The sequence below is a fragment of the Prosthecochloris marina genome (assembly GCF_003182595.1).
Classification (GTDB): Bacteria; Bacteroidota; Chlorobiia; order Chlorobiales; family Chlorobiaceae; genus Prosthecochloris; species Prosthecochloris marina.
In genome coordinates, this window is the sequence record NZ_PDNZ01000004.1 from 54925 (window position 1) to 70355 (window position 15431).

At 46.2% G+C, this 15431-nt stretch carries 13 protein-coding genes; 7 read left to right on the forward strand and 6 right to left on the reverse strand.

The genetic code is table 11. The features are described from left to right. The first annotated feature begins 214 nt into the window (after positions 1–214). Both CR164_RS06350 and CR164_RS06355 read left to right on the forward strand, forming a co-directional pair. Positions 215–2428: a prolyl oligopeptidase family serine peptidase gene (locus CR164_RS06350; RefSeq protein ID WP_110023106.1), complete on the forward strand. Its 2214-nt coding sequence runs from the start codon at positions 215–217 to the stop codon at positions 2426–2428. A gap of 36 nt (positions 2429–2464) precedes the next feature. After that, complete coding sequence (locus CR164_RS06355) at positions 2465–3835, forward strand: radical SAM/SPASM domain-containing protein (RefSeq protein WP_110023107.1); 1371 nt, start codon at positions 2465–2467, stop codon at positions 3833–3835. A 45-nt stretch (positions 3836–3880) separates the two neighbouring features. Here the strand turns inward: CR164_RS06355 and CR164_RS06360 are convergent, their stop codons facing one another. Together CR164_RS06360 and CR164_RS06365 are read right to left on the reverse strand one after the other, a co-directional pair. Next, complete coding sequence (locus tag CR164_RS06360; protein ID WP_110023108.1) at positions 3881–4111, reverse strand: Nif11-like leader peptide family RiPP precursor; 231 nt, start codon at positions 4109–4111, stop codon at positions 3881–3883. Positions 4112–4254: 143 nt separating this feature from the next. Continuing rightward, positions 4255–6144, reverse strand: a complete 1890-nt coding sequence (locus CR164_RS06365; RefSeq protein ID WP_110023109.1) for an ABC-F family ATP-binding cassette domain-containing protein — start codon at positions 6142–6144, stop codon at positions 4255–4257. An 87-nt stretch (positions 6145–6231) separates the two neighbouring features. Between CR164_RS06365 and CR164_RS06370 the strand changes: the two genes are divergently transcribed. Further along, positions 6232–6723: a thermonuclease family protein gene (locus CR164_RS06370; RefSeq protein WP_110023339.1), complete on the forward strand. Its 492-nt coding sequence runs from the start codon at positions 6232–6234 to the stop codon at positions 6721–6723. Here CR164_RS06370 and CR164_RS06375 read toward each other — a convergent pair. Further along, on the reverse strand, positions 6720–8717 hold the full coding sequence (locus tag CR164_RS06375; RefSeq protein WP_110023110.1) for a PAS domain S-box protein: 1998 nt from the start codon (positions 8715–8717) through the stop codon (positions 6720–6722). The two genes, CR164_RS06370 and CR164_RS06375, sit on opposite strands and share 4 nt — an antisense overlap. Positions 8718–8925: 208 nt before the next feature. Here CR164_RS06375 and CR164_RS13000 point away from each other — a divergent pair, with 208 nt between their 5' ends. Next, positions 8926–9081: a hypothetical protein gene (locus CR164_RS13000; RefSeq protein WP_153303687.1), complete on the forward strand. Its 156-nt coding sequence runs from the start codon at positions 8926–8928 to the stop codon at positions 9079–9081. 7 nt (positions 9082–9088) lie between these two features. Here the strand turns inward: CR164_RS13000 and CR164_RS06385 are convergent, their stop codons facing one another. From CR164_RS06385 to CR164_RS06395, 3 genes are read right to left on the reverse strand one after another with little or no spacing between them, the layout of a single operon-like run. Continuing rightward, complete coding sequence (locus CR164_RS06385; protein ID WP_110023112.1) at positions 9089–9940, reverse strand: thiamine pyrophosphate-dependent enzyme; 852 nt, start codon at positions 9938–9940, stop codon at positions 9089–9091. Position 9941: 1 nt separating this feature from the next. Beyond that, on the reverse strand, positions 9942–11639 hold the full coding sequence (locus CR164_RS06390) for a 2-oxoacid:acceptor oxidoreductase subunit alpha (protein WP_110023113.1): 1698 nt from the start codon (positions 11637–11639) through the stop codon (positions 9942–9944). Beyond that, positions 11626–12510 (reverse strand): energy transducer TonB, encoded by an 885-nt coding sequence (locus tag CR164_RS06395; protein WP_161953496.1) that lies wholly within the window; start codon positions 12508–12510, stop codon positions 11626–11628. The genes CR164_RS06390 and CR164_RS06395 overlap by 14 nt, the downstream gene beginning before the upstream one ends. A 255-nt stretch (positions 12511–12765) precedes the next feature. On the opposite strand from CR164_RS06395, the gene CR164_RS06400 reads away from it, so the two are divergent. From CR164_RS06400 to tmk, 3 genes are all read left to right on the forward strand, one after another. Beyond that, complete coding sequence (locus CR164_RS06400) at positions 12766–13467, forward strand: SDR family oxidoreductase (protein WP_110023115.1); 702 nt, start codon at positions 12766–12768, stop codon at positions 13465–13467. 379 nt (positions 13468–13846) lie between these two features. Continuing rightward, positions 13847–14698: an alpha/beta fold hydrolase gene (locus CR164_RS06405; RefSeq protein WP_110023116.1), complete on the forward strand. Its 852-nt coding sequence runs from the start codon at positions 13847–13849 to the stop codon at positions 14696–14698. A gap of 9 nt (positions 14699–14707) precedes the next feature. Further along, positions 14708–15385 (forward strand): dTMP kinase, encoded by a 678-nt coding sequence (gene tmk, locus CR164_RS06410; protein ID WP_110023117.1) that lies wholly within the window; start codon positions 14708–14710, stop codon positions 15383–15385. The last annotated feature ends 46 nt before the right edge of the window (positions 15386–15431 follow it).

Consider the following 15431-nt stretch of genomic DNA (forward strand, 5'->3'; position numbering starts at 1 on the left):
ACTCATAAGAAAATAAAATATAATAACTTATCAACCAATCACAACAATATCACCAGTGTACCCGCTGATCGATAATTTCGAGTTTCCTTTTCAAAAAGAACGATGCCCGGTATTCTCTCATTTCAGGGTTTCATTAGGAGATTACAGCCAGCTTTAGGCATATTACCCCCTACATGATCCGGCAACAGGCAAATACGAATGAGATTACGTGACCATGAAAAAAGCATTCTCTCTCTTCCTTATCCTTTCTCTTTTCTGGAACGCATACCCGCAAATAACAAGAGCTGATGATGCTTCGACTGCAAAAAAACCGCTTAACGCTCCTGCAAAAATAGTTGAAGAATCTTACTGCGGCAAAAAAATTGCCGACCCTTACCGGTATATGGAAAACCTTGAGGATCCTTTTGTCCGGCAATGGCTGATAGCACAGGCAGAATATGCAAGATCGATTATCGAAAAAATCCCTGGCAGAACCTCGCTCATTGAAAAAATGCAGGACTTCGATAGTCGAAAAGCTGCAAAAGTCTATAACCTTGTCATAACGGACAACGACTGGTACTTTTATCTGAAAAGAACACCTGCCGACGAAACCGGGAAACTGTATTACAGAAAAGGGTTCCAGGGTACCGAATCCCTGCTTTTCGATCCTTCTGATTTTTCGAAAAACAGTCAGAAAAAATATGCCGTCAGCAACATTTCTCCTACCGATGACGGCTCGAAAGTGGCGGTTTCAGTAGCAGCCGACGGCTCCGAAGATGATATCGTGCTGATCATGGATGTAAAAGCAGGCCGGTTTTATCCTGAAAAAATCGACCGTTGCCGCTTTGCATCACCATCATGGCTGCCGGATGGAAGCGCATTTCTTTATAATCGTCTTCAAAAAAGCGGAAAGCATGATACCGATATACAAAAAAACAGTAAGGTCTATCTTCACGAAGTCGGCAGTGATCCGTCTCTTGACAGGGAAGTTTTTTCCCGTGCCACCAATCCTGAAATGAACATCAAGCCCGAAGATATACCCTCCGTTCATTACGACAAGGACAGCAAACACCTTTACGCTTTTGTTCATAACGTAGATCGACGCCTTACGGTGTTTTATGCCCCCGTGTCAGAGCTTGGGATGGAGAAAATTTCCTGGAAACCGTTGCTCAAACCCGAAAACAACATTCACGATTTCGCTGTTACCGAAAAGGATCTTTACCTCTACACTCCGGAAAAAGCTCCGAATTTCAAAGTTCTGAAAACCTCACTTTTTCACCCGGACATCGACCATGCCGAAACGGTCATTCCGGAAAACCCCGATGCGGTACTCACATCGTTCAATCTTACCAGTAACGGTATATATTACACACTATCGAAAAACGGTGTGGAAGTGGAGTTTTTCCACAAAAAGTTCAACCGGAAAAAAGCGAAAAAATTACAATTGCCCTTTCCTGCGGGAACCATACACCTGAGCACCAAAGGCTTTAAGTTTCCCGATGTATGGGTTGTCATCTCCGGATGGAGTAGTGATTACAAACGGTACCGTTACGATGAAGCCTCGAAATCCTTTGTTTATGAAACACTTTCATCAGCAGCTGAATATCCGGAATACGATGATCTTGTTGTCCAGGAAATCATGGTACCGTCACATGACGGCGTGAAAGTCCCGCTTTCCCTGATTTATAAAAAAGGTCTCAATAAAAACAGCCGGAATCCTGTTCTGTTCTATGGATACGGGGCTTATGGAAAGTCATTACGACCGTTTTTCAACCCGCCATTCCTTCTTTGGGCCTACAAGGGCGGAATTCTCGCTGTTGCCCACGTCCGCGGAGGAGGAGAAATGGGAGACGCTTGGCACAAGGCAGGAATGAAAACGACAAAATTCAACACATGGCAAGACCTGATCAGCTGCGCAGAATATGTTATCGACAAAAAATACACCGCCCCTTCCCACATAGCGATCAACAGTGCAAGCGCTGGCGGTATTCTTGTCGGCAAGGCAATGACTGAGCGCCCCGACCTTTTTGCCGCCGTCATACCCCAGGTCGGAGCCATGAACCCTCTTCGAGGAGAAGAAACACCTAACGGACCGGTTAACACACCGGAGTTCGGCACCCTCAACGATCCAGTTGAATGCAGAGCGCTGATAGCAATGGATCCCTACCTGAGTATCCGTAAAGGAGTTACCTACCCTGCGGCTCTTGTTACAGCAGGCATCAATGATCCGAGAGTGATCGCCTGGCAACCCGCGAAATTCGCCGCCCATCTGCAGGCAGCAAGCGTTTCGGGAAAACCCGTATTGTTTTACACTGATTTTCAGTCGGGACATGGAATCGGTAATACAAAAACCAAGCAATTCGAAACACTTGCGGATGTACTGAGTTTCGCCTTTTGGCAGACAGGCCATCCCGAGTTTCAACCTGAACATTCGTCCAGGGAAAATTGACCGAACATATCTTTCAACACCAAGTCTCCCTCGACAATGCCTACCTGGTCAAAATACAGTACCTTGTTCCATTCTGAACGCTTCGGGTACTTTCTTTACAGTACCATGTCAAACTGCCTGATCCAGGTTGACGAGCCGCACTACCGTTTTCTGCAGCAGCTTGAAATGGAACCCTCTGTGGCCGATAACGGTTTCGATACATCGTTCATATCACTTTTAAAAGCAAAACATATTCTCGTTGAACGAGGAGAAAACGAAAAGTTGTTGATGCTCAAGCAGTACAAAAAGAATTGCAACTGCTACGGGCGTGGAGACCTTTCGCTTACCATCTGCCCGACGCTTGCCTGTAATTTTGATTGTAGCTACTGTTTTGAAAACAGTCAGCACGACACAACGGTCATGAGCGAAGAAACCATCGAGAACCTCCTCGCATTCATCAGGAAAAAATCCGGAGCTGGAAATATTCATATTGACTGGTATGGAGGCGAACCAACGCTGGCTTTTGACACCGTTGAGCTGATATCAAACAAAATGCTTGCAAAAGGCATGAAGCTGCATGGTGCACAGATGACGACAAACGGCTTCCTGCTCGACATCAAGAAAATCAAAGCACTCAACGACCTGAAAATCAACAGTATTCAGATCACACTCGATGGCCCGAAAACGGTACATGACAGAAGAAGAAAATTACATGACGGCAGGCCGACGTTCGGGAAAGTCCTTGCCAATATCGACCAGCTGATGAGCTCTTCATACAAGGGGAAATGCGATATCAGGGTCAATATCGACAAAAACAACAGGGAGTGCTTCCCCGCGTTGCGTGAAAAACTCATGAAGCGTTACAAAGGAAAAAAAGTAACTGTCTATCCTGCAAGGGTAAAAGGAGAGGAGTCATCGACATTAAACACCGGTGAATGGGCGAAATACTGCCTTGATCTTTACGAAAAATACGGCATTATAACCAAATACATGCTTTATCCGAAAAGCAATGACACCGGCTTATGCATCGCCCATTTTACGAACTCTTTTGTCTCCGGCCCTTCGGGCGAACTTTACAAATGCTGGGAAGATGTCGGGATGCGAGAAAAAACAATAGGCAACGTAAACAGTGATGAACCTTTGTCAAACCATGAACTTCCTGTCCTCTATACGGTAGGAACCGACCAGTATGCGAATGAAGAGTGCCGTAAATGCTGCTTCCTGCCGATTTGCAGAAACGCCTGCCCGAGAAAGCGGTTATCAAAGACAGAAACCTGCACTCATTTCAAGCAATACATTGTCCAATGCATGGAATCGACCTATGATATCTTCAAAACAGCGGAAACAAGCTGCGACCTGCTCAACAAACCCTTCGAAACTTTGGAAAACAAGGGATATCGGATCATCTATCCTTCAGATAATGAGTAAAAGCTACTCCTCTAAAGAATACAGGAAGCTCATCACAAAAGCATTTCAGGTTTTAACATCCGGACAGGTAAGAGGCATAACCATTTCGCCACATTTCAGGTCAAATCCGAGATCAGGTGTTGTCAAATGCTCGATCTCCGCCATTGTGCACTGAAAACCTCGCTTATTGAGAAGCTCAACACGCTTGCCGACATCGGAAACAGCCATAATTTCTTCACGAAAAGCATTGTCGGTTTTGATTTTGTTGATCGCCGCTTTTGCCTGGTCGAGTGACATAGCCGACTCCTTGGGAAATGGGGTTGCAGAAAAAAATAATGCCCTTTATCTCCTTATAATATAGACATTTCTCCAATTATCACACTTTTTTTATCGACACTTTTTCTCAAGCAGAACAGCAGTAATCATATAAAGCTGGTGCTTTATGCTCGTTCAGCAAGTTCCTCCCAGCGAATCATATCTGCCTCAAGCTGACCCTGCAACAACTGCAATTCCTCGCTCAGCCGTCTGACCAGATCGAAATCCGATCCGGCGTCGTTCAACTGCAGAGAAATCAAGGCCTGGCGCTCTTCAGCTTCAGCGATCTTTTTCTCCAGTACATCAAGTTCACGCCGCTCCTTGTAACTGAGCTTTCGAGGACCGGTGCTGTTGCTTTTTTCTCTCGATGCCTTTCCAGGCATTTCTACTGCCACGTTTTCTTTCAACTCACCCCGTGCCGCTTTCATCTCCAGATAAACGCTGTAGTTCCCGGGATACTTCCTGATCTTTCCGTTTTCCTCGAAGGCAAAAATGTGCTCGGTCACCCTGTCGAGGAAATACCGGTCATGACTGACCGCTATGACGCAGCCCGGCCAAAGATCGAGAAAATCTTCGAGTACCTGCAATGTCGGAATGTCGAGATCGTTGGTCGGCTCATCGAGCAGTAGCACATTGGGAGACATCATGAGTTTTCTGAGCAGATAAAGCCTGCGCCGTTCTCCCCCGGAAAGATTCCCGATCAGATTGTACTGAACAGATGGGTCGAAAAGAAATTTCTCCAGCATCTTAGATGCGGAAAGTTCATTTCCATCACTCAGCTTTATATGCTCAGCCTCTTCCCTGATATAATCGATTACCCGCATGGAATCATCAAGACCGCTGCTCATTTGATCGTAGTACCCGATCTTTACTGTCTGCCCTGTTTCGATCCTACCACTGTCAGGAGACACTCTGCTTGCAATAAGATCGAGAAGCGTTGTTTTACCTGAGCCGTTGGGCCCGATAATGCCTATCCGATCTCCTTTCTGCAACAGGTATTCGAATGATGCAATCAACGGTTCGCCATCCCAGGATTTCGAGACTTCATGCAACTCGATAATTTTATTTCCGAGGCGCTCAGAACCAAAACCAATATCCAGCTTCTCCTTTTCGGTAACACCCTGCTCAGCCACAAGAGATTCCGCACGTTGAATCCGGGCTTTCTGCTTCGTCGTTCGAGCCTTGCAACCCGTTCGAAGCCATGCAAGCTCCTGTTTGGCGAGAGCTCTTCGTTTACGATCAGCCCGAACAGCCTGCGCCTCCTGCTCGGCTTTCTGCTGCAGGTAGCTTGCATATCCTCCGGTAAAAACATTTGCCGATACTCCATCCAGCTCGATCATACGATTGACCACCCGATCAAGAAAATATCGGTCATGCGTTACCAGAACCAATGCTCCTTGATACCTCTTGAGATAGTTTTCCAGCCATTCGACACTGTCAGCATCGAGATGGTTGGTAGGTTCATCGAGAATAAGGGCATCACTTGGCATAACAAGCGCATGTGCCAACGCAACACGTTTGCGCTGTCCACCCGAGAGCGCACCCATCTTTGCCGATACATCATGCAGGCCAAGCTTACCAAGCACACTTTTTACATGCGCCTCCAGATCCCAGGCATTGTTAATATCGAGCTGATGTGACAAACTGGTCATCTTTTCAATCAACTTTTGCCCCTGACCGCCCTCTTCTTCAAGCGCCTTGCAAACCATCTCATATTCATAGACCAGCCGCAGCTCCTTTTCGCCCGATTTCAATATCGCCTCCAGCACCGTATCATCGGGATTGTAGGGAGAATCCTGGGGCAACCAGGAAATGCGGCTTTGCTTTCCCATCATCACAGTCCCTGAATCGGGCAGTTCTTTTTCAGCAAGTATTTTCAAAAGCGTACTTTTACCACTACCGTTCGTTCCGATAATGCCAACCTTGTCTTTCTCATCGATGCCAAAAGAAACGTTATCGAACAGCTTCTTCAAACCGTACTGCTTGCTTATCGACTCTACTGTCAGGAGAACCATATGTTACTTTTTGTAAAATTCATTTAGCCTGGAAACATATACCATAACAATAATTTTCGCCTTTTCCAGCCACGCATGCTTCACAAGATGAAACAAAAAAAACCGCTCCTCACCTTGCTGCTTCTGTTCATTGCTGTTGTTATCACGCTTGTTCCGAGAATAGACAGAGATAGCGGACCCTACAAAGTATTGCGCATCGCCGATGGAGACAGCTTCACATTGAAAAGAAACAATGAAGAACTCGAAATCAGACTCTACGGTATAGACTGCCCTGAACAAACACAACCATTGTATCGAAAAGCGGAAAGGTTTACCAGCACAATGCTTCAGAGAGGAAAAATAAGGCTTATAGAAGTTGATAAGGACAGATACGGCAGAAGGGTCGCCTGGGTTTATATTGACTCACTGTGCCTGAACGAAGAACTTGTCCGTCACGGACTCGCATGGCATTATAAACACCATTCCAGCGATACTTCACTTGCCCGGCTCGAAGACAGTGCCCGAACAGTAAAAGCAGGCATATGGTCCGACCCACATGCCATCCCGCCATGGAAGTTTCGAAGAAAAAGCAAAAATTAGACGTAGCGCTGTATTTCAGCCAGCAGCTCCGAAGAGTTGATAGGTTTTGAAAGCACAACGTCGCATCCTGCTTCTTTCGCAACCTCCTTTTCCTCCGGATCTGCAAAGGCAGTCTGTGCTATGACCGGCAATTCCGGGCGAATCTCCTTGATTCGACTTGTCGCTTCATAACCGTTCATAACGGGCATCTTCATATCCATGAGCACAATACGGATACCCGGTACTTTCTGTACTTTCTCAACAGCTTCCTTGCCGTTTTTTGCAAGAATCACATTTACTTTACGGCTCGATAATATGCCTTTCAACAGCAGGCGGCTTATGGAGTCATCATCGACAACCAGGACAGCAAGCCCGGAAAGAAACGAACTGTTGCCGTCTTCTTGCATATCTATCCGTAACTGGGCATTCGAAACCAAAAGACTATCGTAAGGAATTGTGAAGAAAAACGTGCTTCCTTTTCCTGGCACCGAATCAACCCGTATCGTTCCGCCAAGCATTTCTACAAGTTTCTTGCTGAGACTGAGCCCTAAACCCGCCCCCTCGTATTCACGCGTGGCATCGAGCGAAACTTGCCTGAAATGTTCAAAAATTTTACCCTGCTGGTCATCCGGAATGCCAATTCCCGTATCCCTGACATAAAACTCCAGCATTCCATCGTCTTTTTTATAACCAAAAGCGACCTCCCCTTCATGGGTATACTTCAATGCGTTACCAACAAGATGCGACAATACCTGGCTGAGCCTTACCTTATCTGTAATGATAAGACTCTCTTTTGCAGAAAGACCCGCCTCAGCGGAAAAAGAAATGCACTTTCCCTGTGCTTGCTCAAAGAAATCAGCATGTATTTTTTCAATGATTTCATTGACGCTGGTCTTGCCTGGATAGAGCGATAACTCACCGGTTTCGATTCTTGAAATATCGATGAGGTTATTGATTATGGAGAGCATACGCTTCCCGCTTTCATGAATGAGCTCTATATACTGCTCTTTTTCTTCTCCAGACAAGAGAGGCTCCCTCAAAAGCCTTGAAAAACCGAGGATGCCGTTCATCGGAGTGCGTATCTCATGACTTATATTTGCGAGAAAGCACGATTTTAAACGATCGCTTTCCTCTGCTTTTTCCTTCGCCTCGATCAATTGAAGCCATAATTTTTTCTTTTCGGTAATATCCTCTTTTACCGCTACAAAATTGGTTATTCCCCCATGTTCGTTGATCACAGGCGATATACTCGCATCCTCCCAATAGAGCCGGCCATCTTTCTTTTTATTGAGAAACTCTCCCCGCCATTCCTCACCGGAGATAATTGTTTGCCACAACTGCTCGTAAAAATCCTGCAACATCTCACCCGACTGCAGGATACGCGGATTTTTCCCACTAACTTCTTCGAAAGTGTACCCCGTTAAAGCGGTGAACTTCGGATTCACATATTCAATACTTCCTTCACGGTCGGTTATTACAACCGCTGCCGGACTCTGCTCAATCGCTTTGTTGATTGTCTTGAGTTTTTCCTCGAACTGCTTTTCGCGTGTGACGTCATCATAAACCGCGACAATATCTCCATCCGGCAATTTGAAAATGTAGTTTTTCCTCCAACCGACAATTCTGTTATCCTCATACATCGACACAGGGTGATGCTCCGGTTGCCCTGTTCTCCACACGCGCTGAAAAACCTCAAAAAGTCCGAACTCTTTTACTCCCGGAAACAGTTGCAGAACACTTTTCCCGACAACCTTTTCCTTCTCGAGATTGTCAATTTTTTCAGCCGATTTGTTGAAATCCCGGAAAATAAAATCATTCCCGTTATCCAACACCTCATAAACAGCAACTCCGCTGCTTATGTTTTCAAAAAGCTGTCGAAATCGTTCTTCACTTTCCCTGAGTTTTTTGGTTGATATTTTGCCGATAGAACTTGCACTCTCAAGCTGAGCAACCTTTAACCGCAGTGCTTCCAGTTCAGCAAACTGCAGGGAAAGTGTTTGTTTTTCGTCCCTCATGATACGTTGTTGATACCATTGCCATTAAGTCATGAGATAATTTTTTTGAACAGCACAAGGGGACACTCTCACAACGTTTTTTGTCTTAGAAATTAAGGAAAACATTTTGATTTTTAGTGAAACACTTCACAAAGCAAAGTACTTTTTGACGTACATCCAATATCTTTTTTGTTTTTTTTCAAAAAAAAACTTGTCTCTTCTTCCAGTAATGTTCGAAAGCAAAATCGCTTTTCCCTGGCAACCGGCATACATCAAGGTTATTTACAGGCCTTCGCCAACACCCGGGTGGCGGAAACCGGTTCATGCGGGAGTTGTTATGATGGAAAAAGATAGAGGAAGAGAAGAGATAGGAAAAGACGGGTAAGATAACCTTACTTATAGCTCTCCAGCATCATTTCAAACGCTTCTTGTGAAACTCCATGCTCATAGGCGGGAATGTGGTTTATACCGAGCATATCTTCGTAAAGTTCTCGTCCGATTTGACGGTAGATAACACCGAGAGGAAATTTTTCAGTTTCGATAGCTTTTTCGAAAGCCAGTTTCCGATCAGATGGATCGTAGTCACGAGGCAAATAATAGGTATTGTCCTTAAACCACTGATAGGTGTTCTCTTTGTTGAATATTACGCAAGGCTGGAAAATATCAACGACAGCAAACCCTTTGAATGCAATGGCCTGTTTGATAATCTCGCTGGTCTGCTTACCGTCGCCGACATTTGCCCGTGCAACAAACGGTGCATCGAGAGCGAGCGCAACCGCAATAGGGTTGAACGGTTCAAGCATAACACCATTGATCTGAAGCGAGGTTTTCATGCCCATGAGTGATGTCGGTGAAGCTTGCCCTTTAGTCAGGCCATACACCATATTGTCATGGACAATAACCGTTATATCGTAGTTGCGGCGGATAGCATGCAGAAAATGATTCCCCCCTTCTCCATACATGCAACCATCGCCTGACTCGGCAATAACGACCAGATTTCGGTTTGAAAGCTTTACCCCCATTGCAACCGGCAACGCACGACCGTGAAGTCCGTTGAACATATGCGCATTGACGTACTGCGGCGTTTTTGCTCCCTGTCCAATGCCAGATACGATCACAAGATTTCTGCGATCGATGGCAAGCTGATGAAGCGCCTCTTTGAGAGCATCAAGCAGCTTATAGTTACCGCAACCGGGACACCAGCCCATTTTCTTACCCTGCATGTCAAACGGATTGACCGCCATGCTACACCTCCTGTAATGCTTCAACAACTTCCTCAACCGAGAAAGGTTCACCTGTCACCTTGAGAATTCTCTTTGAAACAGGTATAGCGAGTTCGCGAGTCAGCAAATCCGCAAACTGCCCCGTTGCATTGTTTTCAAGCACAATGATATTCTTGCCCTCGAGCTGTTTTTTTACCGCCACGTTCAATGGAAAAAGCTGTGAAAAGTGTAAACCGGCAAGATCTTTCCGCTGAAGGTTATCGAGCGCTTCTTCAAGCACACCCCTGTTCGAGCCCCAGGAAACTATGACGTTTTTCGCTTCTGCAGCCCCGAACCGCTCCGGCATCAGCGCCTCTTCGCCGAGCGCCTCGAGACGCTTCAGTCTTTTTTCCATCATTTTTCGGCGCAAATCGAAGTTTTCTGTCAGATGACCGCTTTCATCATGTTCATGTGAGTCGACTTTAACAATGCCATCGCCATGGCCGGGCACTCCCCTGGGTGAGAGACCATCGTCCGTCAAAGAATATCTACTGTACTTTTCATCGGTTCTGACGATGTAACGCTTCAACGGCAGCCTGACAATATCGGACTCACTCATCGAGGCGATAGAGTCGAGAAAAAATTGATCGGTCAGAACAAAAACAGTTGTCTGGTATTTTTCGGCAAAATGAAATGCCCTCTGCATCAGTTCAATTGCCTGGGCAAACGTACCAGGAGCAAGGATGACCCGGGAAAACTCCCCATGACCAGCATACAAAACCAGATTGAGATCAGCCTGTTCGGTGCGAGTCGGTAGCCCGGTCGCAGGACCGGGCCGCTGGCCAAGATGAACCACGACAGGCACTTCAGTAACACCGGCAAGGCTTATCCCTTCTTCCATAAGAGCAAAGCCACCACCTGAAGTTGAAACGATCGATCGAGCTCCTGCATAAGACGCCCCAAGTGCGGCATTGATAGCGGCAATCTCATCCTCTGCCTGATCAACCACAATATTGAAGTCATCGGCTTTATGGGCAAGAAACGTCAAAAGGCCGGTTCCCGGGGACATGGGATAGGAAGAAATAAAACTGCACCCCGCAGCAACCGTTCCAATCCCTACCGCAGTATTTCCGTCGATCAGTAATTCATCAGGCGGATCTTCAGCCGCATCGATCTTTACCTCGATCTGTTTTTCAGCCGCTGTCTCCTTACCGAAATTGTATCCAAGTTTTGCTGCTGCAATATTCTTTGAAACAATATCCTCTCCTTTGGAGGCAAACTGCTCGGAAAGGTACACTGAAAAAGCATCGATGGGAGTCCCAAGCAGACCAAGCACCACCCCGACCGCAACGGTGCTCGAAAAAATCCTGCTTCCTGCTTTTTCTGCGAATTCGGCAATTGGTGTATCGATAAAACCGGCAATATCTTTACCCTCGATATGCTCTTTCTCCGCAAAAACAAGAGTCGTTTCACTGATGCGGTCTTTTAGATGATCGATGGCATCTGCATTGAGCGCAACCAGAAAATCTATTTTACTCACATACGCTCTGCGTTTTCGGGCTGTAACCCTCACTTCCGTGGAATTGCTGCCACCCCTGATACGGGACATGAATTCAGTACAGGCAAACACATAATACCCGTTTCTTTTCAGCACCCTCACGAGCGCTTCAGCAATTGTCTGGACACCCTGCCCTGCGGCCCCGCCGAATACAATAGAGATATCATTTTTAAAGTGATGCATTACCAAGGGCTTTTATCTCACAGTAAACAGGCTCTGAAAATTTTTGCACGTAGAAATACGGTACGGCGATGGTCACCTTACCCTCGACTGCCACACCGTTGCTGCGAGCAGGATAAAATTCCGATTCCATAACCGCCTTAATCGCCGATTTATCAAAAACCTTGCAATTGAAAGGATCATGTTTTACTATAACCGCCTTTTTCGGAATACCGTTTCTGCTGACCGATACTTTTACAAAAACAACCCCTTCGGCACCTGATAGTCTCGCACCTTTCGGATAATAGGGCTTTTTTAGCATTTTCAGCGCTGGGCCATGTGTCCTCTTTTCCTTCACGAAACCGAACTTTTCGCGGTTCAGCACCTTGACATATGTCCTTTCGTAACTTTCCCTGGCCTTGAGAGGCGACATGCGAGCCTGCTTTTTCGGAATCTTCACGTAAGGCTTTTCCAATCTGGTATCAGGATATGTTAAAGCCGTCCAAGGTTGCAGCGAACTGTCTTTCAGGCGGAACCAAACCGGAACATCGAGCCAACGCTGAACCGGAAGACCATCTTTCATAGCCGGCCTGTACAACGCTTTTGTCAACGCAGAAACAACAGAGTCGTCGAACACCCAACACTCCGGGGAACTGCGTTTGATAATTTCAGCTTTTACGGGATGGCCGTTTTCAGCGACAAGCACCCTCCCGAGTACTACTCCTTCAATGCCGTTTCTTTCGGCCGAAAGCGGATACCTGAATTTCAGTTTGGTTTTCAATGATGGAGAGTGTTCACACACTGCCGGCTGCGTGAACAACAAAACCGGTGCACATAGCAACAGGCTGATTAAAACCTTGTCGAGTACTAACCACAAATATCTGTACCGTTTCATAGGTATGCTGTTTGGGGTTGTCACAAAGTTTTTTTCTCTGAAAGGAAAATTACGTTTTTTACCGCGACAAACCGCAAAACAGGTGTACATTTCACGAAAAAACACCAAGCAACAACATCGTTCATAGTATGATGCACATCAGGAAAGATTCCTTTGCAAAACAAGGATAACTGCTTACCTTTTCCATACATTCATACAAGCAATCAAGTTTCTCGTTGCAATAAACCAAGTATTGCCGTAACCCAAACTGAAGCCATGCAGAGCAGGAAAGTTCTTCTTATAACTGGAGCCTCCACCGGAATAGGAGAAGCAGCTGCAAGACAAGCTGTAGCTTCAGGATACCGGGTTGTACTTGCCGCTCGATCGACAGAAAAGCTCGAAGCCTTGCGTGAAGAACTGGGTGAGAACAATGCAATTGCTGTTACATGCGATGTTTCCGACTGGAAAGCCCAGCAAAACATGCTCAACACCACTCTTGAACGTTATGGTCAGATCGACGCTGTATTTGCCAATGCGGGATTTTCGAAAGGTTCACCATTTTACGGCGGCGAAAACAAATTCGAAGAATGGAAAGAGATGGTGCTTACAAATGTTTTCGGTGCTGCCGTCACTGCACGATTATGTTTGCCCGAACTGGTAAAAACAAAAGGGCACTTCCTTATTACCGGTTCTGTCGTAGGCCATATCACGTCGATACGCAACCTTTACGCAGCCACCAAATGGGCAGTAAGCGCTATTGCGCAGGCCGTTCGCAATGAAATGGTCGGCACAGGTATCCGGGTCACCCTTTTGGAACCCGGAGTTGTCGACACCCCTTTCTGGGAAGCGATACCTAAACCAGGCACCCCTGAACTGGAGCCTGAAGACATCGCTCGCGCGATGATGTACGCCATTAGTCAACCGCCTCATGTCGATGTGAACCAGGTTTTGATACGGCCCACAGGACAACCCCACTAAACGCAGCCCTGTAGTACGGTCCTTTCGCCCAATCTCCACGTCATACCTGCTCTTTCGATGCTCATGTATTTCATATACACTCCGCTACGAAAGAACAGGTATTCCTTGACCTTGAACGAAATCATCCGTACTACAGGGCTGCGTATTGTTGGACGGAAAGAATTTTTTCGGCCCTATCGCAGCTTATACCGAACACATTCTTTTCCGAAGTTTATCCCGATGGTATCGGGACTCCGTTCGCCTTGCTCTCGGGTTGCTCGCTATGCGTTTTCGACGGACTCGGCTGCGAGGGACCTTTTTTTTCAGTCCGTTTGTTGTTCATTCAGGATTGTTTGCCTTCTGTATATACCTTTCGTTTTAAACCACACAGATCCTTTCTATGTCGGCCAAAAGCAGCAGCACTATCGTCCTTGGCGGACACAAGCATCGCTACCTTGATACAGGTGACTCCTCAAAACCCATGCTGCTTCTGCTGCACGGCATTTCCTGTTCCCTGGACTTTTTTGAACAGACAATCCCTTTACTTTCCCGTTCTTTCAGAGTCCTTGCGTTTGACCTGTTGGGATTTGGAGGATCGGCCAAACCGAAAAAGGCTCCATACTCCCTCAACCTCTATTCATCGCTGATCATTGAGTTTTTGGCCAAAACCCGTAACAACGAAAATGAAAAAACATTTGCCGTCGGTCATTCAATGGGTGGCAAATACCTGCTGTCAACCGCCCTCCTTTATCCGGATAGCTTCGACAAGCTGGTTCTGAGCAACACTGACGGCTTTATCGAGCAACCCGGCTGGGTTAGAGGCATAAGCCTGCCGGGTATAAAACAGGTTCTGAAAAAGGTTTTTTCCAGTAAGTTGGTTTCTTCAAAAGTGTTCAATACAGCATTTCACAACCCCAAACGGGTAAACAATGTCTCATATAAAAAAAACCTCGCTGTTTCAAGAGATAAAGATGCAATAGAAACAGTTATGGCCCTGAACAGAAATCACAAACAGCTCGACTTTTCAAAAACAGGACTTCGACAGCAACTCGATCGGCTCGATATTCCGGTTCTGATTTTATGGGGGGACCATGATCTGTATATTTCACCATCCATCGCCAGGATAGTACACAACGAAATCCCTGGTTCGGAACTGTATATTTTCAAAAACTGCGGTCACTCTCCCATGCTTGAATATCCAGAATCATTCAGCAATAAAGTTGTCCGCTTTCTCCTCAACGACGAACAATAATCCTTTGCAATGCTCATTACTTTCGAAGGCATCGATGGCGCAGGAAAGTCAACGCAGGTAAAAAAGCTCAAAAAATTCCTTATGGAAAAAGGCCACGAGGTGCTTACCCTAAGGGAACCTGGCGGCACTATCGTTGCCGAAAAAATCCGAGATCTTCTGCTTGCAAGCAAGCACGATATCACACCGATCGGAGAACTGCTGCTTTTTTCCGCAAGCCGTGCGGAACTGGTACAGAACATCATAGTACCCGAACTTCAGCAAAACAGAATTGTTATTCTGGACCGTTTTTACGATTCAACCACTGCATATCAAGGTTACGGACGCGGTTTGGATCTCGAAACGCTTCGTCAGATAAACGCTATATCTTCTTTCGGCCTTAAACCCGACGTCACTTTCTTTCTCGACATTTCACCTGAAGACGCCCTTATCAGAAAGTTTTCTGAAAAGTCAATCCCTCTTGCCTTCGAACAAAGTGAACTCGACCGAATGGAAAGCTCAGGGCTCGCATTTTATCAGCGGGTAAGAGAGGGCTATATGAAACTTGTCGAGACCAATGAACGTTTCATACTACTGGATGCCGGTGATGAACCCCAGGAAATCCACAACAAAATCATACAAAAACTGGCGCCCTTTTGCAGCAACAAACAGAAGAAACCGATGCAGTCAGAAAAACGCGAAAAGTTTTGAGCGATCAGTAGCAGCCGGATAAGAAGTTTAAAACCGGTTTTGCACT